Annotated in this window: 17 protein-coding genes and 1 tRNA gene; 12 read left to right on the top strand and 6 right to left on the bottom strand. The window is 61.0% G+C overall.

Annotation, left to right across the window (positions count from 1 at the left end):
* Nucleotides 1-39 precede the first annotated feature (39 nt).
* Genes AC097A_RS11085 through lptF form a run of 3 tightly spaced genes read right to left on the bottom strand, consistent with a single transcriptional unit; the run spans nucleotide 40 to nucleotide 2,623 of the window.
* Entirely contained in the window at nucleotides 40-417 is a 378-nt protein-coding gene (locus AC097A_RS11085) for a sirohydrochlorin chelatase (protein WP_105262829.1), read from the bottom strand.
* Entirely contained in the window at nucleotides 414-1,520 is a 1,107-nt protein-coding gene (gene lptG / locus AC097A_RS11080; RefSeq protein WP_479620864.1) for an LPS export ABC transporter permease LptG, read from the bottom strand. Before lptG ends, AC097A_RS11085 begins: the two co-directional genes overlap by 4 nt.
* The gene (gene lptF, locus AC097A_RS11075) at nucleotides 1,517-2,623 is read right to left on the bottom strand and encodes an LPS export ABC transporter permease LptF (protein WP_315479075.1); all 1,107 of its coding nucleotides are present in this window, start codon (nucleotides 2,621-2,623) and stop codon (nucleotides 1,517-1,519) included. The genes lptG and lptF overlap by 4 nt, the downstream gene beginning before the upstream one ends.
* A 23-nt stretch (nucleotides 2,624-2,646) precedes the next feature.
* Here lptF and AC097A_RS11070 point away from each other — a divergent pair, with 23 nt between their 5' ends.
* From AC097A_RS11070 to AC097A_RS11050, 5 genes are all read left to right on the top strand, one after another.
* Nucleotides 2,647-4,092: a leucyl aminopeptidase gene (locus AC097A_RS11070; RefSeq protein WP_479620863.1), complete on the top strand. Its 1,446-nt coding sequence runs from the start codon at nucleotides 2,647-2,649 to the stop codon at nucleotides 4,090-4,092.
* Complete coding sequence (locus tag AC097A_RS11065; RefSeq protein WP_479620862.1) at nucleotides 4,089-4,520, top strand: DNA polymerase III subunit chi; 432 nt, start codon at nucleotides 4,089-4,091, stop codon at nucleotides 4,518-4,520. The genes AC097A_RS11070 and AC097A_RS11065 overlap by 4 nt, the downstream gene beginning before the upstream one ends.
* The gene (locus tag AC097A_RS11060; protein WP_146097395.1) at nucleotides 4,520-4,813 is read left to right on the top strand and encodes a hypothetical protein; all 294 of its coding nucleotides are present in this window, start codon (nucleotides 4,520-4,522) and stop codon (nucleotides 4,811-4,813) included. The genes AC097A_RS11065 and AC097A_RS11060 overlap by 1 nt, the downstream gene beginning before the upstream one ends.
* Before the next feature lie 145 nt (nucleotides 4,814-4,958).
* Complete coding sequence (locus AC097A_RS11055; RefSeq protein WP_105262823.1) at nucleotides 4,959-6,161, top strand: branched-chain amino acid ABC transporter substrate-binding protein; 1,203 nt, start codon at nucleotides 4,959-4,961, stop codon at nucleotides 6,159-6,161.
* A gap of 128 nt (nucleotides 6,162-6,289) precedes the next feature.
* Nucleotides 6,290-6,379 (top strand) — tRNA-Ser (locus AC097A_RS11050).
* Nucleotides 6,380-6,479: 100 nt separating this feature from the next.
* Here the strand turns inward: AC097A_RS11050 and AC097A_RS11045 are convergent.
* Nucleotides 6,480-7,388, bottom strand: coding sequence for an SPFH domain-containing protein (locus AC097A_RS11045; protein ID WP_479620861.1), 909 nt, complete (start codon nucleotides 7,386-7,388; stop codon nucleotides 6,480-6,482).
* A gap of 12 nt (nucleotides 7,389-7,400) precedes the next feature.
* Nucleotides 7,401-7,826 (bottom strand): NfeD family protein, encoded by a 426-nt coding sequence (locus AC097A_RS11040; protein ID WP_479620860.1) that lies wholly within the window; start codon nucleotides 7,824-7,826, stop codon nucleotides 7,401-7,403.
* 132 nt (nucleotides 7,827-7,958) lie between these two features.
* Between AC097A_RS11040 and AC097A_RS11035 the strand changes: the two genes are divergently transcribed.
* The gene (locus tag AC097A_RS11035) at nucleotides 7,959-10,229 is read left to right on the top strand and encodes an Orn/Lys/Arg family decarboxylase (protein WP_479620859.1); all 2,271 of its coding nucleotides are present in this window, start codon (nucleotides 7,959-7,961) and stop codon (nucleotides 10,227-10,229) included.
* 129 nt (nucleotides 10,230-10,358) lie between these two features.
* On the opposite strand, the gene fabI is transcribed toward AC097A_RS11035, so the two are convergent.
* Complete coding sequence (fabI, locus tag AC097A_RS11030) at nucleotides 10,359-11,147, bottom strand: enoyl-ACP reductase FabI (protein ID WP_105262819.1); 789 nt, start codon at nucleotides 11,145-11,147, stop codon at nucleotides 10,359-10,361.
* A gap of 43 nt (nucleotides 11,148-11,190) precedes the next feature.
* Here fabI and AC097A_RS11025 point away from each other — a divergent pair, with 43 nt between their 5' ends.
* From AC097A_RS11025 to nusA, 6 genes are all read left to right on the top strand, one after another.
* Nucleotides 11,191-12,996, top strand: coding sequence for an extracellular solute-binding protein (locus AC097A_RS11025; protein WP_479620858.1), 1,806 nt, complete (start codon nucleotides 11,191-11,193; stop codon nucleotides 12,994-12,996).
* Nucleotides 12,996-14,024, top strand: a complete 1,029-nt coding sequence (locus tag AC097A_RS11020) for an ABC transporter permease subunit (protein WP_479620857.1) — start codon at nucleotides 12,996-12,998, stop codon at nucleotides 14,022-14,024. Before AC097A_RS11025 ends, AC097A_RS11020 begins: the two co-directional genes overlap by 1 nt.
* 135 nt (nucleotides 14,025-14,159) lie before the next feature.
* Complete coding sequence (locus AC097A_RS11015; protein WP_479620856.1) at nucleotides 14,160-15,194, top strand: ABC transporter permease; 1,035 nt, start codon at nucleotides 14,160-14,162, stop codon at nucleotides 15,192-15,194.
* Nucleotides 15,191-16,792 carry an ABC transporter ATP-binding protein gene (locus AC097A_RS11010; protein WP_479620855.1) on the top strand — a complete coding sequence of 534 codons (1,602 nt, stop codon included), beginning with the start codon at nucleotides 15,191-15,193 and terminating at the stop codon, nucleotides 16,790-16,792. Before AC097A_RS11015 ends, AC097A_RS11010 begins: the two co-directional genes overlap by 4 nt.
* A 135-nt stretch (nucleotides 16,793-16,927) precedes the next feature.
* Entirely contained in the window at nucleotides 16,928-17,521 is a 594-nt protein-coding gene (gene rimP / locus AC097A_RS11005; RefSeq protein ID WP_105262815.1) for a ribosome maturation factor RimP, read from the top strand.
* A gap of 76 nt (nucleotides 17,522-17,597) precedes the next feature.
* Nucleotides 17,598-19,094 (top strand): transcription termination factor NusA, encoded by a 1,497-nt coding sequence (nusA, locus tag AC097A_RS11000; protein WP_105262814.1) that lies wholly within the window; start codon nucleotides 17,598-17,600, stop codon nucleotides 19,092-19,094.
* Nucleotides 19,095-19,103 lie beyond the last annotated feature (9 nt).

Here is a 19,103-nt window from a genome sequence, read left to right as displayed (position 1 = left end):
CCTAAAGATGAGATTTATTATGCACCAAAAGATCTATCGTTAAGCGCTATCCAGGGCGATCTGCGCCAGCAATTGCACCATGCGCGGGTCTTCACCCACGGCGTCCTGCAACAGGATGGGAATCAAGTGGTACTGCACGCGCAGGTCGTGCACCAGGGCCGGCAGGTCTTCGCGCGCATGGCGGCCCACGCCCAGGAACATGGGCACGATGCGCACGGCGCGCGCGCCTTGGGCTACTAGGTCGGCCACGGCGGTGGCAAGGTCTGGGGTGCTCAACTCCAGGTAGGCGCAAGCAACCAGGGTGTCGGGCGAGGACTGGCGGATCTGCGCCGCCACGGCCTCGATAGGGCGATGCCAGAGCGGGTCGCGCGAACCGTGGGCAAACAGCACCACGCCGGTGGGATGGGGAAGGCTCATCGTCGTAGTACCAACCAAGAGAAGGCGGTGAGGGAAATCACCGAATAAATAAGCCCCGGCAGCGCTGCGGTAAACCAGGGCTGCCAGCCCTGCAGGTTGCCCAGGTCGTTCATCACGTTGTTGAGCAGCACAAAACTGATGCCGGCCATGACGCCGCCAAAGGTGTAGCTGGCAATGCCGCCGGAGCGGAAGTGCAGGTAGGCAAAGGGCAGGGCCAGTACCACCATCACCAGGCAGCTCATGGGGTAGAACACTTTTTTCCAGAATTGGATCTCGTACTTTTGCGCCGACTGGCCGTTGGCATTGAGGTGGCGCATGTACTGGAACAGGTCGATGGTGCCCATGCGCTCGGGTCGCAGCACAGCGGCCGAGACCATTTCGGCACTTACCTTGGTGGGCCAGCGAAAACTCTCGAACTGGGCCCTGTCAGCACGGGGTGTGGGGCTTTCGGGGGCGGTGAATTCGGTGCGCTCCACGTCCTGCAGCAACCAGGATTCGTCTTCGCCAAACTGCCCGGTTTTGCCTTGGGTCAGGGACACCAGGTAACCCTGGTTGTCAAACTCGAAAATGCGCACGTCTTCCATGCTCGCGTCCGATGCCAGGGAACCCACGTTGACGGCGTAGTGGCCATAGGCCTGTTTTTCCTTGAGCCAGGCCCCGGTTTTGCCCACCGATATGCTGCCCTGGAAACGCGACTTGAGCAGCTGTGCCGTTTTGTCGGCCAGGGGCGCCACATAGTCGCCCACCGCAAAGGTGAACAGCACAAAGCCCAAGCCCAGCGCCATCAGTGTCCGCAGAGCTCGCCAAGGCCCCAAGCCACTGGTGCGCAGAATGGTGAACTCCGAGCTGCGCGCCAGGCGCGCCATCACAAAAATAGTGCCAATCAGCACCGTGATGGGAAACAGCTCATAGACGTGGCTGGGAATCATGAGCGCCACATAAATCAGGGCTTGCGGGATCTGGTAACCCACCGCCTTGATCTTGCCCACAGCCTGCAGCTCTTCCACCACATCAAAGAAGAAGAATAGGGCGATAAAACCCAGCGTGACCAGGAACACGGCCACGATCACCTCGCCATAGAGCAAACGCCGCAGGGTCTTCATGCGTGTTCTCCTGGTGCGGTGGTGCGGCGTCGGCGCAGACGGGGCGCCCAGTTGTGGTGGCGTTTGGTCAGCCACAGCAGACCCAACACCAAGGCACCACCGTGCAGCGCGAGTAAAAAGCTGCCAAAACCGACCTGGCCTGAGGCGATCCAGCTTTTGCCCAGCACCAGCAGGTTGAAGTAGACAACAAAGGTCAGGAACGCAAACCCCAAATTGCCTGCACGCCCAGCGCGTGGGTTGACCCCGGCGGAGGCCAGACCGATCACGATGAAGTTCATGGCGGCAAATGTCAGCCCCACGCGCCAAGCCAGCTCGGCCAGGTGCAAGGGGGTGGGCGTTTGCACCAGCTCCAGCGTGGTTTTGGCGTGGGTGGGGGCGTAGTCGCGTGCGGACTGGTCATCGGCACCTACGCGCGCGCCGTAGCGTTCAAACACACTCACGGTCATATCGGCCTTGCCGGGTGTGCGCTCCAGGCGTTGGCCATGGTCCAGCACCAAAAACTTGTCGTCGCCCATCACCTCAACCCGGCCGGTGCGGGCCGACGTGATGGTTTCCTTGCCCTGCTCCTGGGTAGCGATAAAAACGTTGTTGCCGGTTTGCTGGCCGCGCGCGTCTTTCTCGATAAAAAACACGCGGTCGCCATTGGCCGATTCTTGGAACTGGCCGGGCTCGATGCGGGCGATGTCGCCACGCTTGTCGTATTTGTAGCGCAGGTCTTCAATGCGGCCAAAGGCCCAAGGCAGGATCAGGAAAGCGAGGGCCAGGATCAGCACCAGAATGGGCCAGGCAAATCGAAACAGGGGTTTGAGCAGCGACGCCAGCCCCCGGCCGCTGCCAAACCAGATCACCATCTCGCTGTCCTGGTACATACGGGTCAGCACGCTGAGCACGGCGATGAACAAGCTCATGGACAGGATGGTGGGCATGTCGGAGAGCACCGTGTAACCCATGATGATCATCACATCGGCGGGGTTGAAGGTGCCACGCGACGCCTCCCCCAGGGTGCGGATCAGGGTCATGGTCATGACCACGGTGATCAGCACCACCAAGGTGGCACCGAAACTGCGTGCCAACTCTTTGCGGATGGAGGAATGGAATAACATTGCGACGAAAGAAAGCACGAATTATGAACTTTGAACTCAAGCCTTTGACCCTGGTGGGCCTTGCGAATGAAAAATGCGATGTCCTGGTACTGCTGGTGCAGCAGGATTTCAAGCCGGGCAAGGACGAGTTGTCCCTGCTGGTGGCGCAAACGGTGAAGGCGGGCGACCTGGGCGCCAAACCCGGCCAACTGGTGCCGTTGTACCGTGCATCCCAGGCCAATGCCCCGCGTTTGTTATTGGCGGGAGTCGGGGAGGGCAGGGCCAAGCAGGTGCGTGCCGCCGTATCTGCCGCCTTGGGTTCGGTTAAAGCGTCTTTGGGCAAAAAAGTGGTACTGGCCTTTGCCTCTCCGGCCCAGGAAGACGCTGTGCGTGCAGCCGTACTGGCCGCTGCAGACGCCACCTACAGTTACACCCGCACCAAGAGCAAGCCCGAGCCGCGCACGCTGCAAAAATGCCTGGTGGTCGCCAGCAACGCGGCCGAAGTGTCGGCCAGCTTTGACCGGGCCGTAGGGACGGTGCTGGGCATTGAGCTGGCCAAAGAGTGGGCCAACCGCCCGGCCAACTTTGCCACGCCGACGCTGCTGGGACAGGCAGCGCAGGCCTTGGCCAAGCTGCCCAAGGTGTCGTGCGAAATATTGGGCCCCAAAGAAGTGGCCAAACTGGGCATGGGCTCCTTCATGGCCGTGGCGCAGGGTTCGGATGAACCCTTGCGTTTCATCGTTTTGCGTTATGACGGCGCGGCCAAAACCAAGGCTCCAACCGTGCTGGTGGGCAAGGGCATCACCTTCGACAGCGGTGGCATTTCCATCAAACCTGCCCCTGAGATGGATGAAATGAAGTTCGACATGTGTGGTGCCGCCAGCGTGCTGGGTGTGTTCCGCGCCTTGGCCCAGCTCAAGCCCGCCATCAATGTGGTGGGCCTTATTCCCTCTTGCGAAAACCTGATCAACGGCCGGGCGGTCAAGCCAGGCGACGTGGTGACCAGCATGAGCGGCCAAACCATCGAGATCCTGAACACAGACGCCGAAGGCCGGCTGGTGTTGTGTGATGCCCTGAGTTATGCCGAACGCTTCAAGCCCACCGCGGTGGTCGACATCGCCACGCTCACGGGGGCCTGTGTGGTGGCCTTGGGGGGCGTGCGTAGCGGTTTGTTTGCAACCGACGATGCGTTGGGGGATGCCCTGCTGGCAGCTGGTGAACGCAGTGCAGACCTGGCCTGGCGGTTGCCGCTGGACGAAGATTACGCCGATGGGTTGAAGACGAATTTTGCCGATGTGGCCAACGTGGCCGGCCGTGCGGGTGGGGCCATTACCGCCGCCAAGTTCCTGCAGCGATTCACCAGCAAATACCCTTGGGCCCACTTGGACATCGCCGGTACGGCCTGGAAAAGTGGCGCCGCCAAAGGTGCGACCGGCCGTCCCGTGGGCTTGCTGGTGGAGTACCTGATGGCCCAGGTGGGGACCAAGTGACGGAAGTTGCGTTTCATTTCGGCGCACCCAACAAGCTGGAGTACGCCGGGCGCCTGCTGCGCAAAGCCGTAGGGCGGGGCGCACGCCTGGTGGTGTTTGGTTCGCATGACCTGGTGCGCCGCCTGGATGCCCATTTGTGGGCCCTGTCACCGACCGAATTTCTGGTGCACTGTGTGGATGGGGATCCGTCCACGCCGCGCAGTCCGGTGGTGCTGGCCAGTGCCTTGCACCCAGGTTTGTCGGCTGATAGTGTGTTGCTGAACCTGTCGGACGCTGTGCCCGACGGCTTTGCCCACTTTGGTCGGGTGATTGAAGTGGTGAGCCATGACGAAGACGACCGGCTGGCCGCCCGGGGCCGCTGGAAACAATACGCCCAGCAGGGCATTACGATCCAGAAGCACGACCTCAACCTCAAAGGAGCCGCGTGATGCGTACCTCCAAACCGACGCCGCGATTTTTACCTACCTTGACCGAGGTGGTGCTTCCGCCGAATCCGCCGGAGCCCCCACCGCAAGCCAGCATCGACACCGACGCCATGGTTGCTAAGGTGATGCAAGCGGTATCGCCCCATATTGAGAGCCAATTGCGTGAACTGGTCAGTGACTTGGTGCAAGAGCAGCTGCGCGAGTTGGCGCCCCGCATCCAGCACGATCTGGAGCAGATGGTGCGTGCCGCCGTGGAAGGTGCTGTGGCTGAAATGCCGGAGCCGCCACCTCGCTAGGCTTGCGCTCGCGGGCCTGTGTGCTCACATTTTTTAACCTCTTGCGTGCATTCCCCTAGGTCGGTGGCCCCAAAACTGCGCTATTGTCTTGGGCGCTGAACATCACGTTCACACATTCATTGTTTTTTCCATCCTGGGAGTTTTTATGCAATTCAAAGTGAAAAGTACTTTGACGGTATTGGCTGCGGCGGCCTTGTTGGTTGCTTGCGGTAAAAAAGAAGAAGCGGCTCCTGCAGCCCCAGCGGCTGCGCCCGCAGCAGCCCCCGCGGCTGACGCCGGTGCAGTGGTCAAGATCGGCCACGTCGGCCCCACCAGTGGCGCCATCGCCCACCTGGGCAAAGACAACGAAAACGGTGCCCGTCTGGCCATCGAAGAACTCAACGCCGCTGGCGTGATGATCGACGGCAAAAAAGTGACCCTGGAACTGATTGCCGAAGACGACGCTGCCGACCCCAAGCAAGGCACTGCCGTGGCACAAAAGCTGGTGGACTCCAAAGTCGCTGGCGTGATCGGTCACCTGAACTCCGGTACCACCATCCCCGCCTCCAAGATTTACAGCGACGCGGGCATTCCTCAAGTTTCTCCTTCCGCTACCAACCCCAAATACACCCGCCAAGGTTTCAAGACCACCTTCCGCGTGGTGGCTGACGACACCCAACTGGGTGGCACCCTGGGCAAATACGCAGTGGGCACCCTCAAGGGCAAGTCCATTGCCGTGATCGATGACCGTACCGCGTACGGCCAAGGCGTGGCAGAAGAGTTTGCCAAGGCCGTGGAAGCGGCTGGCGGCAAAGTCGTGGCCAAGGAATTCACCACCGACAAAGCCACCGACTTCAACTCCATCCTGACCACCATCAAGGGCAAGAAGCCTGACGTCGTGTTCTTCGGCGGTATGGACGCTGTGGCTGGCCCCATGTTGAAGCAAATGAAATCTTTGGGCATCAAGGCCAAGTTCATGGGCGGCGACGGCATCTGCTCCTCCGAGCTGGTGAAGCTGGGCGGTGACGCGATTGCCGACGACCAAGTGTTCTGTGCCGAAGCCGGTGGTGTTGAAGGTGAAGCCAAGGCTGGCATGGAAGAGTTCAAGACCAAGTTCAAGGCAAAGTTCAACGCCGACGTGCAGGTCTACGCTCCCTACGTGTACGACTCCGTCAAGCTGATGGTGGCTGCCATGGTCAAGGCCAACTCCTCGGACCCCGCCAAGTACCTGCCTGAGCTGGCCAAGACGGACTACAAGGGTGTGACCGGTCCTATCATGTTTGACGAGAAGGGCGACATCAAGAATGGCGCGTTGACTCTGAAGACCGTGCGTGCTGGCAAGCTGGAAACTTTGGCTGTCATTCGCTAAATCCGCGGCAGGCGGCGCGTGGACGCGCTGCAAATCAGAAGGGCGCCCCACGGCGCCCTTCTTTTTTATGCAGTTTACGGTGCACGAGCCTAAACAAGCCCCAAAGACAGGCTAGAATACGAGGCTCTGGAGCGGTGGATGAGCGGTTTAAGTCACACGCCTGGAAAGCGTGCGTGGGGTTAAACCCACCGCGGGTTCGAATCCCGCCTGCTCCGCCAGAACCAAGTCCAACCAGTCTTTTCCAAGCTGGTTGGCAAAAAACCCCGCAGCATTCGTGCTGCGGGGTTTTTTATTGCCCCATCACGCAGGAACCACGTTTTATTTGCTGGTTTGCACCATTTTCATAGCCGTCGCAATCAGCGTTGACACTTCACTCATATTGCCGGGAATGATCAGGGTGGTGGTGGCATCAGCGGCCACTTTGCCGTAGGCCTCTACGGCTTTTTCGGCCACTTTGAGTTGTACTGCCTGCTCACCACCCGGTTGCCGAATCGCCGCAGCAATGCGTTCAATGGCTGCCGCAGTGGCGTCGGCCACGGCCGTGATGGACGCCGCTTCACCCTGTGCGCTGTTGATAGCGGCCTGTTTTTCACCTTCAGAGCGGGCGATAAACGCTTCGCGCTCGCCGGTGGCGATGTTGATTTGTTCCTGGCGGCGGCCTTCCGAGGCAGCAATCAAGGCGCGTTTTTCGCGCTCGGCCGTGATCTGGGCCTGCATGGCGTGCAAAATTTCCTTCGGGGGCGTCAGGTCCTTGATTTCGTAACGCAACACCTTCACACCCCAGTTCAGTGCGGCCTCGTCAATGGCAGCCACCACCTGGGCGTTGATGATGTCACGCTCCTCGAAAGTCTTGTCCAGTTCGAGCTTGCCGATGACCGAGCGCAGCGAGGTTTGGGCGAGTTGCGAAATAGCGATGATGTAGTTGCTGGAGCCGTAACTGGCGCGCATGGCGTCGGTGACCTGGAAGTACAAAATGCCATCGACTTGCAGTTGGGTGTTGTCTTTGGTGATGCAGACTTGGCTGGCAATGTCGAGCGGGATTTCTTTCAGCACGTGTTTGTAGGCCACGCGGTCGATAAAAGGCACCAGAAAGTTCAGACCCGGTGTCAGCGTGCCGTGGTATTTGCCCAGACGTTCAATCACCCAGGCGTGCTGCTGCGGCACCACTTTGACCGAGCGGGTGATGAAAATGACGGCGATGACCAAGAGAACAATTGCGATTTCCATAAGGGTTCCTGTTTAAGCTTTATCTACCAAAAGACGGTTGCCCACCATCTCTGCCACGCGGTGCGCGCCAGGGGAGGGGTTGATTCCTGCGCGGTGCATGGCGGTCCATTGCGCGCCGCGGTAGTGGACGCTGGCGGTGCCATCGGCATTCCAGGTGCTGACCTGCACGGTTTCACCAATGTCCAGATTCACATTCGGGTTGGCTTGGGCGGGTGGTTCTGTGCGGTCTGCGGCCCGTTTGAGGTGCCAGGCCACCACCGCACCGCCCCCCACCAGGGAGGCCAGCACCAGCTGGACGGTCAGGCTGGCACCTAGATGGGCAGCCAGGGCGGCTGCGACTGCCCCCAAGCCCAGCATCAGCAGGTAAAACGTACCGGTCAGTAGCTCGGCGACCACGATGGCGCCAGTGACCAGCCACCAGAGGGTGGGTTCCGACATGGGTGAGGCCTCCTTTGTATTGATGACGCCACATTGTGGGCCAAATGCGTGACGGCGCCACGACGTTGTCGCCAGAAGTCCTTACACTTCGCGCCTGTTTTGTATTTTTAGCCCGCCCGTTGGAGCCATTCGATGAAGTTTCGCTTTCCCATCATCATCATTGACGAAGATTTCCGCTCGGAAAACACGTCAGGTCTGGGCATCCGCGCCCTGGCCCAGGCCATCGAAACGGAAGGCTTTGAGGTGCTGGGCGTGACCAGCTACGGCGATCTCTCGCAATTTGCCCAGCAGCAAAGCCGCGCCAGTGCCTTCATTCTGTCCATCGACGACGAAGAATTCACCCCCGGCCCGGACCTGGACCCTGCGGTGCTGAACCTGCGCCATTTCATTGAAGAGGTGCGCCGCAAGAACCTGGACGTGCCGATTTATGTGTACGGCGAGACCAAAACCAGCCGCCACATCCCCAACGACATCCTGCGTGAGCTGCACGGCTTTATCCACATGTTTGAGGACACGCCCGAGTTCGTGGCGCGCCACATCATTCGTGAAGCCAAGGGCTACTTGGAAGGCGTGCAGCCGCCGTTCTTCAAGGCGCTGCTGGACTACGCCGAAGACGGCTCCTACAGCTGGCACTGCCCCGGTCACTCGGGTGGCGTGGCGTTTTTGAAGAGCCCCGTGGGCCAGATGTACCACCAGTTTTATGGTGAAAACATGCTGCGCGCCGACGTGTGCAACGCGGTGGAAGAGCTGGGCCAGCTGCTGGACCACAACGGTGCGATTGGTGCGTCCGAGCGCAATGCGGCGCGCATTTTTAATGCCGACCACTGCTTCTTTGTGACCAATGGCACCAGCACATCGAACAAAATGGTCTGGCACCACACCGTGGCGCCGGGCGACGTGGTGATCGTGGACCGCAACTGCCACAAGTCCAACCTGCACGCCATCATCATGACCGGGGCCATCCCCGTGTTTTTGAAGCCGACGCGCAACCATTTCGGCATCATCGGCCCCATCCCGCAGAGCGAGTTTGAGCCCGCCACCATCCAGGCCAAGATCAAGGCCAACCCTTTGCTCAAGGGCGTGAACCCCAAGACGGTGAAGCCGCGCATCCTGACGCTGACGCAAAGCACCTACGACGGCGTGCTCTACAACACCGAGACCATCAAGAGCATGCTCGATGGTTATGTGGAGAACATCCACTTTGACGAGGCCTGGTTGCCGCATGCGGCGTTTCATCCGTTCTACGGCACCTACCACGCCATGGGCAAGAACCGCGCGCGCCCCAAGGAGGCCGTGGTCTACAGCACCCAGTCCATCCACAAGCTGCTAGCCGGTATCAGCCAGGCCAGCCATGTGCTGGTGCAGGACTCGCAAACCGTCAAGCTGGACAAGCATTTGTTCAACGAGGCCTACCTGATGCACACCAGCACCAGCCCGCAGTACAGCATTATTGCCAGCTGCGACGTGGCCGCCGCGATGATGGAGCCACCCGGTGGCACCGCGCTGGTGGAAGAAAGCATTGCCGAGGCGCTGGACTTCCGCCGCGCCATGCGCAAGGTGGACGAAGAGTACGGTGACGACTGGTGGTTCAAGGTTTGGGGCCCCGACCACCTGGCCGACGAAGGCATCGGCAAGGCGGCGGACTGGATCATCAAGGGCGAGAGCAAGAGCGCCAAGGCGAACTGGCACGGCTTCGGCAAGCTGGCCAGCGGCTTCAACATGCTGGACCCCATCAAGTCCACCATCGTGACGCCGGGTTTGGACCTGAACGGCAAGTTTGCCAAGACCGGCATTCCCGCGTCCATCGTGACCAAGTTCCTGTCCGAACACGGCGTGGTGGTGGAGAAGACCGGCCTGTACAGCTTCTTCATCATGTTCACCATTGGCATCACCAAGGGCCGTTGGAACAGCATGTTGACCGCGCTGCAGCAGTTCAAGGACGACTACGCCAAGAACCAGCCCATGTGGCGCGTGCTGCCCGAGTTTGTGCAGAAGTACCCGCGCTACGAGAAGATGGGCCTGGCCGACCTGTGCCAGCACATCCACCAGCTGTATGCCAAATTCGATATCGCCCGTTTGACCACCGAGGTCTACCTGAGCGACCTGACCCCGGCCATGAAGCCCAGCGACGCCTACGCCCACATTGCGCTGCGCAAGACCGAGCGTGTGGAGATCGACCACCTGGAAGGCCGCGTGTCGGTCGGCATGGTCACACCGTACCCACCCGGCATCCCCTTGCTGATTCCCGGCGAAGTGTTCAACAAGAAAGTGGTGGATTACCTGAAGTTCTCGCGCGAGTTCAACGCGCAGTGCCCCGGTTTTGAGACCGACGTGCACGGCCTGGTGAGCGAGGTGGGTGAGGACGGCAAGGTGCGCTATTACGCCGACTGTGTGAAGGCCTAAGCCCACGCCGCGCCGGCTCTAGCCGGCAGAAATAAAAATAGCGCCGGTGCGATCTGCACTGGCGATATTCTTTTGTGAGCTGCTCGCGCAATATCTGCGCGGGCTAGAGGCCTATTTGACTTTAAAAGCTCAGGCCAGGTCGGTGGTCACGCCCATGGTCTGGCTGTAGCCGCCATCCACATAGGTGATCTCCGCGGTCACGCCACCAGCCAGGTCGCTCAGCAGGAACGCAGCCACATTGCCCACGTCTTCGATCGTCACGTTGCGGCGGATGGGGGATGCATCGGCCACCGTGTGCAGCAGCTTGCTGAAGTCCTTGATGCCGCTGGCGGCCAGGGTCTTGATGGGACCGGCGCTGATGCCATTCACACGAATTCCCTTGGGGCCTACGGCTTCCGCCAGGTAACGCACGCTGGCTTCCAGGCTGGCCTTGGCCAGGCCCATGGTGTTGTAGTTGGGGATGATGCGCTCGGCGCCCAGGTAGGTCAGGGTCAGCAGCGCGGCCTTGTCGTTCAGGAAGGGCAGGGCGGCCTTGGCCATGGCGGGGAAGCTGTAGGCGCTGATGTCATGGGCGATCTTGAAGTTCTCGCGCGTCAGTCCGTCCAGGAAGTTGCCGGCAATGGCTTCACGCGGGGCAAAGCCAATGCTGTGCACAAAGCCGTCGAACGTGGGCCAGTGTGTGGACAGGTCCTTGAACAGTTGCTCGATTTGTTCGTCGTTGCCCACGTCGCAGTCAAAGATCAGCTTGGAATCAAAGTCCGCCGCAAACTCGGTGATGCGGTCCTTGAAGCGTTCACCCACGTAGCTGAAGGCGAGCTCGGCACCCTGCGCCTTGCAGGCCTTGGCGATGCCGTACGCGATGGAGCGGTTCGACAACACACCCGTGATCAACAACTTCTTGCCAGCTAAAAAGCCCATAGTGTCCTCATGAAAAATGCTTGGTCTAGTGCAGAATTGTCGCATGCGAATTTTGGCGGGCTGGTTGTTGGCGTTGGGCAGTGTGTGGACCTCGGGTGCGTGGGCGGCGCACGGCTATGCGCTGTGGGGCGACCTTAAGTACCCGGCCGGCTTTGCGCAGTTCGAATACGCCAATGGCAGCGCGCCCAAAGGCGGTGAGCTGCGCTTGGTGAGTAACCTGCGCGTCTCCACCTTCGACAAGTACAACCCCTTCACCATCAAGGGCACGGCACCGGCCTACTTGAGCGGGCTGATGTTCGACACGCTGCTGGTCGGCTCGCTGGACGAAACCGCTGCGGGTTATGGCCTGCTAGCTGAAGACATCAGCGTGGCGGCTGACGGCCTCAGCGCGACCTTCCGTTTGCGCAAGGAGGCCCGCTTTCACAACGGCGCCCCTGTGCTGGCGCGCGATGTGAAACACAGCTATGACACACTCATTGGCCCTTTCACCTCGCCGGCCTACAAGAGCCTGTTGGACGACGTGGCGGGCGTGGACGTGCTGGATGCCACTACGGTGCGCTACCGCTTCAAGAAACCCAACCGCGAGCTGCCGCTGACCGTGGGGGGCTTGCCCGTCTTCAGCCACCGCTGGGGTGAGGAGGGGGGCAAGGCAAAACCCTTCGACCAGGTGGTGATGGACATTCCGATTGGCAGCGGACCCTACAAGATCGGCCCCGTGGTGTTTGGCAAGGACATCACCTATGTGCGCGACGCGAACTACTGGGCCCGTGACCTCAATGTGAAGCGCGGCAGCGCCAACTTTGACCGCATCGTTGTCAAGATCTACAAGGACAGCACGGCGCGGCTGGAGGCGCTGAAGGCGGGCGAGTTCGACCTGATGCGCTTCTTCTCTGCGGGTGACTGGGCGCGCCGAGTCAATGGCCGCAAGTTCGAGAGCGGTGAACTGGTCAAGGCGGAATTCAAGCACCGCCTGCCCACGGGCTTCCAGAGTTATGTGCTCAACACACGCCGCGACAAGCTCAAAGACGTGCGCGTGCGCCAAGCGCTGGGTCTGGCCATCGACTACGAGTGGATGAACCGCCAGATGTTTTACGGCGCCTACCAGCGTGTGCAAGACCTGTTTGGCAATACCGATTGCCAGGCCACTGGCGAGCCTTCGGCCGAAGAACTGGCCGTGCTGGCGCCCTGGCGTGCCCAGGTGCCTGCCGCTGTGTTTGGCCCCATGGCCGTGCCGCCGCGCACCGATGGCAACAGCACGCTGCGCGACAACCTGCGCCAGGCGCAAAAGCTGCTAAAAGACGCGGGCTGGGAGTACCGCGACGGCGCGCTGCGCAACGCCAAGGGCGAGGCGTTTGAGCTGGAATACCTGGATAGCGCAGAGACTGGTGTGCGCACGGTGGCGCCCTGGGTGCGCAACCTGGAGAAGATCGGCGTCAAGCTCAACTTCCGCCCCGTGGACTTTGCGCTCTACCAGCAGCGTCTGCAGAAGTTTGAATTCGACATCACCTCCATTGCCTACGCCGGCACCCACAACCCCGGCCAGGAATATGCGGACCTGTTTGGCAGCAAGGCGGCGGACACCGAAGACTCGGGCAACTTCAGCGGCATCAAGAACCCGGCGGTAGACGCCCTGGTGGCCGGCATCACCGGCGCCAAACGCAAGCAGGACCTGGTGCCCACCTGTCGCGCGCTGGACCGCGTCATCATGCACAGCCACATCCTGGTTCCTCAATGGTCGGCCGGCACCCACCGGCTGGCCTACAACGCCTGGCGCCTGGACAAGCCTGCCCAAATGCCGCCGTACGCCCAGGGCGAGGGCTGGGCGATTGATCTGTGGTGGGCCAAATAATGTTTCTCTACTCTCTCAAACGCTTGGCTTTGATGCTGCCCACGTTACTGGGTGTGCTACTGCTGACCTTTGTGGTGATCCAGTTTGTGCCCGGTGGCCCGGTGGAGCAGTACCTGGCCGAGGCCAAGGCTGGCGCTGGCACCGGGGCCGATGGTGGTGGCCTGAGTTACCGCGGCGCCCAGGGCGTGGACCCCAAACGCATTGAACAGGCCAAGGCACTGTATGGCTTTGACAAGCCTGCGCCCGAACGCTTCTGGCAAATGCTGGTGCAGTTCGCCAAGTTCGACCTGGGCAAAAGCTTTTTCCACAACAAGGATGTATCTGCGCTGGTGTGGGAAAAGCTGCCCGTGTCCATGAGCCTGGGCCTGTGGACTTTCTTTATCAGCTACCTGATTGCGGTGCCGCTGGGCGTGGCCAAGGCCGTGCGTGCGGGTTCACGGTTTGATCTGATCACCTCGCTGCTGGTGTTGGTGGGTTATGCCATTCCGGGCTTTGTGCTGGGCGTGGCGCTGCTGGTGATTTTTGGCGGGCAGCTGCAATGGTTTCCGCTGCGCGGGCTGACATCGGCCAATTGGGAAACGCTGTCCTGGGGCGCCCGCATCACCGATTACCTCTGGCACATCACGCTACCGGTCACGGCCATGGTGCTGGGAAGCTTTGCCGTCACCGCCATGCTGACCAAAAACGCGTTTCTGGAAGAAATCCGCAAGCAGTACGTGGTGACCGCACGCGCCAAGGGCCTGTCGGAAGGCCAGGTGCTGTGGAAGCATGTGTTCCGCAATGCGCTGATTCCCATCATCACGGGCTTTCCGGCGGCCTTTGTGGGCGCATTTTTCACCGGCGCCTTGCTCATAGAAACCCAGTTCTCGCTGGATGGCATGGGCCTGCTGAGCTACGAGAGCGTCATCCGCCGCGACTACCCCGTGGTCATGGGCACGCTCTACCTGTTCACGCTGATTGGCCTGGTCACCAAGCTGATTTCCGACCTCTGTTACGCCTGGGTGGACCCCCGTGTTACTTTTGACTAAGCCCCCGAAGCAGCCTCTGGCTGCCTCCCCCAACAGGGGGGCAATGCCTGTGGCCCGGCGGAGCCGGTTCCACGGCATTCTGTGTTTGCGTCATTTCTGTCGTGGCACGTGTGTTTCTGATGTTTGGGGGCGTAAGTGAGTTCTGTGTCCTTGTCTCCCTCGCGTCGCGCCTGGCTGCGCTTCCGGCGCAACCGCCTGGGTTTTGCCAGCCTGGTTATTTTTTGTGCGCTGGTGCTCATTAGCCTGGGCGCCGAACTGGTGTCCAACGACCGGCCGTTGGTAGTGGTCTACCAGGGCCAAACCTACTGGCCCATGGTGCGCGACTACCCCGAGACCACGTTTGGTGGCGACTTCGCCACGCCCACCGATTACCTGGACCCCTTCATCCAGCAGCGCCTGTCCGAGTCCGGCAACTGGGCGCTGTTTGCGCCCAATACCTACGGCCCCAAGACGCTGAACTACTTTGCCACCGCACCCAACCCGGCGCCACCCAGCCGGGCCAACTGGTTTGGGACGGACGACCGGGGGCGCGATCTGCTGGCCCAACTGATCTATGGTTTCCGCGTGAGCGTGCTGTTTGCGCTGGCGCTGACCTTCACCGGCGTGGTGCTGGGCGTGATCACCGGGGCTATCCAGGGCTTCTTTGGCGGCAAGACCGATCTGGCCTTCCAGCGCTTCATCGAAGTCTGGGGCGCGATGCCCGAGCTGTACCTGCTCATCATCTTCAGTGCCGTGTTTGCGCCCAGCATTGCGCTGCTGTTGGTGCTGCTGAGCCTGTTTGGCTGGATGGGCCTGTCCGACTATGTGCGCGCCGAGTTCCTGCGCAACCGCCAGCTCGACTACGTGCGCGCCGCACGCGCCCTGGGCGTGTCCAACTGGAAAATCATCACGCGCCATGTGCTGCCCAACAGCCTGACCCCCGTGGTCACGTTTTTGCCATTCCGCATGAGTGGCGCCATCCTGGCGCTCACATCGCTGGACTTTCTGGGCCTGGGCGTGCCGCCCGGTACGCCGTCGCTGGGCGAATTGCTCTCGCAGGGCAAAAACAACATCGATGCCTGGTGGATATCGCTCTCCACCTTTGGCGTGCTGGTTGTCACGCTGCTGCTGCTGACCCTGATGGGCGACGCCCTGCGCGATGCGCTGGATCCTCGAAAGCAGGACATATGAGCGCCCCCACCCCCTTGTTGGATGTGCGTGGCCTGCGCGTGGTTTTTGACGGGCGCGAGGTGGTGCACGGCGTCGACTTTGTTATCCAGCCCGGCGAAAAGCTGGCGCTGGTGGGCGAGTCGGGCTCCGGCAAGACTGTCACCGCGCTGAGCCTACTGGGCCTGGCCCAAGGCGCGCAGGTGCAGGGCAGCGCCCGCTTTGGCCAAGCCGATCCGGTCAACTTGCTGGGCCTGCCTGAGCGCCAGCTGCGTGCCATCCGCGGCCAGGACATCGCCATGATCTTCCAGGAGCCCATGACAGCCCTGAACCCGGTGCTCACCATTGGCGAGCAGATTGCCGAGATATTGCAACTAAAACAGGGTCTGGCCCCCGCAGAATCTGCGCGAGCAGCTATTGAATTAATAGCGAATACCGGCATTGCCGAGCCGGCACGGCGTTTCAAGGCCTATCCGCACCAGCTGTCGGGCGGCCAGCGCCAGCGCGCCATGATCGCCATGGCATTGGCCTGCCGCCCCAAATTGCTGCTGGCCGACGAGCCCACCACCGCGCTGGACGTGACGGTGCGCCGCCAGATCCTCGATTTGCTGGACCAGCTGCAGCACAAACACGGCATGGCGGTGCTGCTGATCACCCATGACCTGAACCTGGTGCGGCAGTTTGCCGACCGTGTGGCGGTGATGGAGGCGGGCCATATCGTGGAAAACGGCACTGTGGCCCAGGTGTTTGCCCAGCCACAGCACGCCTACACCCACCGCTTGCTCGACAGCCGCCCCAGCCGCCACGTGCCGCCAGCCCTGCCGGATGCCGAGGTGCTGTTGCAGGGCGACGGCCTGCGTGTGGGCTACCCGGTGCCGCTGGGCGGGTTGAAGGGCTGGTTCCGGTCCGGCGAATTTGTGGCCGTGCAGGGCGCCGACTTTGCCTTGCCTGCCGGCCAGACGCTGGGTGTGGTGGGGGAGTCCGGCTCAGGCAAATCCACCCTGGCGCTGGCAGCGCTGGGCTTGCAGCGCTTTTCCGGCCGTTTGTCGGTACTGGGTCAAAGCTGGGGGCAAGGCGCTGCCGCAGACCAGGCGCTACGCAAGGGCTTGCAGGTGGTGTTCCAAGACCCGTTTTCGTCCCTGTCGCCGCGGCTGACGGTGGAAGAAATTGTGGGCGAGGGCCTGCTGGTGCACGCACCACACCTGGACACCGTCGCCCGCCGCACCCAAGTGGTGCAGGCGCTGGAGGCGGTTGGGCTGACCGACACGCAGTTCCCCGGGCTGCTGGAGCGCTACCCGCATCAATTTTCCGGCGGTCAGCGCCAGCGCCTGGCCATTGCCCGCGCGCTCATCGTGCAGCCCCGGGTGCTGGTGCTGGACGAGCCCACCAGTGCGCTGGATGTGACCATGGCCCAACAGATCCTGCAGCTGCTGCAGCGCCTGCAGGCCGAGCGCGGGTTGGCCTACCTGTTGATCACCCACGATGTGGCCGTGGTCCGGGCCATGGCGCACCATGTGGTGGTCATGCAAGCGGGTGAAATTGTCGAAAATGGCACCGTGGAACAAGTGCTGGACTCCCCCCAGCATGCGTACACCCGCACACTGCTGGCGGCAGCCGAATAATTCCTTACGGATCAAGGGTCTTCCCGCAGCTTTGTGGGTATAATCCAAAGCTCACGACCAAACGGGCGGGTAACTACCGCCCGTTTTTTTTGGTCGATTGTTTTTCATTCACGCATTCAGGCAGGCTTTACAGACGTGGCATTACAGGAAATCGTTGAACAAACCGTAGCAGGGCTGGGATATGACTTGGTGGAGATTGAACGCTCCGCCGGGGGCTTGCTGCGCATCACCATCGATTTGCCCTGGACCGCGCCCGTAGAAGGGCAAGTTTCTGTAGAGCAGTTTGTCAACGTGGAAGACTGCGAAAAAGTTACACGACAGTTGCAGTTCGCATTGGAAGTGGACGGTGCGGAATACAAGCGGCTCGAGGTGTCCTCGCCCGGTATTGACCGCCCGTTGCGACACACACAGGATTTTGAGCGTTTTGCGGGGCAGATCATTGACATCACCCTCAAGGCGCCCATGGGGGCAGCGGCCAATGGCCAAGTCAATGCCAACCGCAAGAAATTTCGCGGCACGCTGGAGCGTGTGGTCGCAGCCGACGGCACCGTGGGCTGGCAAATCGTCTGGAGCGATGCGCCCGAGCCCAAGCCCGGCCAGAAGGTTAGCAAAAAACGCGTACCCCCGCCGCTGCAGGCGCTGGGTTTCACGTTTGACGAGCTGCGCGACGCGCGGCTGGCACCGATTGTGAGTTTCAAAGGCCGCGGTAACGCAGGTTCTGCGGAGTAAGTCGTACGGCTGGGTTCCAGCCGGCGTGTCCCTCAAGTTTGTTTGTATTGATAAGAGTGTTCAGGAGAGTCATGGCATGAATCGCGAACTGTTAATGCTGGTGGAAGCAATTTCCCGAGAGAAAAACGTGGAACGTGACGTGGTGTTGGGCGCTGTGGAAGCAGCCCTGGCCCAAGCCACCAAAAAGCTGTACCCCGGCGAAGTGGATATCCGCGTTGCGCTGGACCGTGACAGCGGCAACTACGAAACCTTCCGCCGCTGGCATGTGGTCCCCGATGAGGCCGGCCTGCAACTGCCTGACCAGGAAATTCTGCTGTTCGAAGCCAAGGAACAAATCCCTGACATCGAAGTGGACGAGTACATCGAAGAGTCCGTGGCCTCGGTGCCTATCGGCCGTATCGGTGCCATGGCTGCCAAACAGGTCATCCTGCAAAAGATCCGTGACGCTGAGCGTGAAATGCTGCTCAACGACTTCATGTCGCGTGGCGAAAAGATCTTTGTCGGTACCGTCAAGCGCCTGGACAAGGGTGACATCATTGTGGAGAGTGGCCGTGTTGAAGGTCGTCTGCGCCGCAGCGAGATGATCCCCAAGGAAAACTTGCGTACCGGTGACCGTGTGCGCGCCATGATCATGGAAGTGGACCTGACCCTGCGTGGCGCGCCCATTTTGTTGTCGCGCTCTGCCCCCGAGTTCATGATTGAGCTGTTCCGCCAGGAAGTGCCCGAAATCGAACAAGGCCTGCTGGAGATCAAATCCTGCGCCCGTGACGCCGGCTCGCGCGCCAAGATTGCCGTGCTGTCACATGACAAGCGCGTCGACCCCATCGGCACCTGCGTGGGCGTGCGTGGCACCCGTGTCAACGGCGTGACCAACGAACTCGCTGGCGAGCGCGTGGACATTGTGTTGTGGTCTGAGGACCCTGCCCAGTTCGTGATTGGCGCTTTGGCCCCGGCCAACGTGTCTTCCATCGTGGTGGACGAAGAGCGCCACGCCATGGATGTGGTGGTGGACGAGGAAAACCTGGCCATCGCCATTGGCCGCGGCGGCCAGAACGTGCGCCTGGCGTCCGAGCTGACCGGCTGGAAGATCAACATCATGGATGCTGCAGAAAGCGCCCAGAAGTTGGCCAGCGAGACCGATTCCGGCCGCAAGCTGTTCATGGAAAAACTCGATGTGGACGAAGAAATCGCCGACATCCTGATTGCAGAGGGATTCACCAGCCTGGAAGAGGTGGCCTACGTGCCATTGCAGGAAATGCTGGAAATCGAAAGCTTTGACGAAGACACGGTGCACGAGTTGCGCAACCGCGCCAAAGATGCCCTGTTGACCATGGAAATTGCCCATGAAGAAAGCGTCGAAGAAGTTTCGCAAGACCTGCGTGACCTTGAAGGCCTGACCCCCGAGCTGATCGGCAAACTGGCAGATGGCGGTGTGCACACCCGCGATGAACTGGCCGACCTTGCCGTTGACGAACTTACAGATATCACTGGCCAGTCCGCGGACGAAGCCAAGGCCATGATCATGAAGGCGCGCGAACATTGGTTTACCAATGACGCCGCTTCTCAAGAGTAACGGTCATGA

The sequence above is a fragment of the Rhodoferax sp. XS2R6 genome (assembly GCF_056521365.1).
This window is presented reverse-complemented; position numbering and strand designations above follow the sequence as displayed.